Source organism: Frankia nepalensis (assembly GCF_016786325.1).
Taxonomy (GTDB): Bacteria; Actinomycetota; Actinomycetes; order Frankiales; family Frankiaceae; genus Pseudofrankia; species Pseudofrankia nepalensis.
The window spans coordinates 1-1,277 of record NZ_JADWYU010000002.1 but is presented as its reverse complement, the minus strand read 5'-3'; the positions used below and the strand labels follow the sequence as shown (position 1 = coordinate 1,277).

At 72.7% G+C, this 1,277-nt stretch carries 1 protein-coding gene; it reads left to right on the top strand.

The genetic code is table 11. The features are described 5' to 3' along the window. Window positions 1-1,277: transcriptional regulator (locus I6A81_RS00015; RefSeq protein WP_238438128.1), on the top strand; the 1,277-nt coding region annotated here is incomplete at both ends.

Sequence of the window (1,277 nt, the reverse complement as noted above, 5' to 3'; positions counted from 1 at the left end):
TGGTCGTACCAGAAGCTCGCCAGAGTGGTCGCGAAGCGGGCTCGCGACCTGGGCGTGGCGAACATGGCCGCCGAGCGGCAGAAGGTGTGGCGCTGGGAGCACCGCGGCGTCGTCCCCGACCGGGTCTCCCAGCTGGCCCTGGCCACCGAACTGGGAGTACCCAGAGCGCGGCTGGAGTCGCATCCGTGGCCGTCCTGGCTCCCCACCGGCGACAACGTACGCACCGACTACCCCTGGACCCAGGCCGGCAGCCTCACCGCCCTCACCGACGTCGTCCAGGACGCCCTCACCGACCGCCGCGGCTTCCTGACCATCACCGGCTCCGGCGTCGCCACACTCGCCACCGAATGGCTCGGCCTCGAACCAGCACACCTCGCCGGCGCCCTCGACGGCGGCCTCGTCGACGAACAGATCGTGCACCGCATCGCGCACAACATCCCCGGCCTGCGCGTCATGGACGACCGCCTCGGCGGCGAGAGCACCCGCCGCCTCGTGGACGCCGAACTCGGCGTCGTGACCGAACTGCTCTCCCGAAGCCGCTACCCCGAACGGATCGGCCGCGAACTGCACGTCGTCGCCGCCGAACTCGCCCGCTTCGCCGGCTGGGTCTCCTTCGACGCCGGCTACCAGACCGCCGCCCAGCGCTACTGGATAACCGCCCTACACGCCGCCCACGTCGGCGGCGACCGCCTGCTCGGCGCCAACGTCCTGAAGAACATGGCACTCCAGTGCGTCGACTTCTCCCGACCCACCGAAGCCATCGAACTCGCCGACGCCGCCATACGCACCGCCGCCGGCGCCACCGGCCGCGTCGGCGCCATGCTGCACATGCGCGGCGCCCGGGCACACGCCGCGCTCGGCGACCAGGTCTCCTGCGTCCGGGAGCTCGGCATCGCCGAAGCCGCCTTCGCGCGCGCCAGGGCGCAGGATCCGCCGTGGGCTGTCTACTTCGACGAGGCCGAGTTCCAGGCACAGGTCGGCTGCTGCTACATCGACCTCGGCCACCTGCCCTCCGCGGACCGCTGGCTCGGCCAGGCGCTCGCCGGCCACTCGCCCGACAAGATCCGCGACCGGGCGACCTACCTGCTGCGCCGCTCCGCCGTCCAGATCGACCTCGGCGACCTCGACCACGGCTGCGCACTCGCCGCCGAAGCCCTCCCCCTACTCGCCATCACCCGCTCCCGCCGCAATGCCCGACGCGCCGACGAGGTCCGCCGCCGCCTACGCCGCCACACCGCCGTCCCCACCGCCCGCGACCTCGACCAACAACTCGCCGA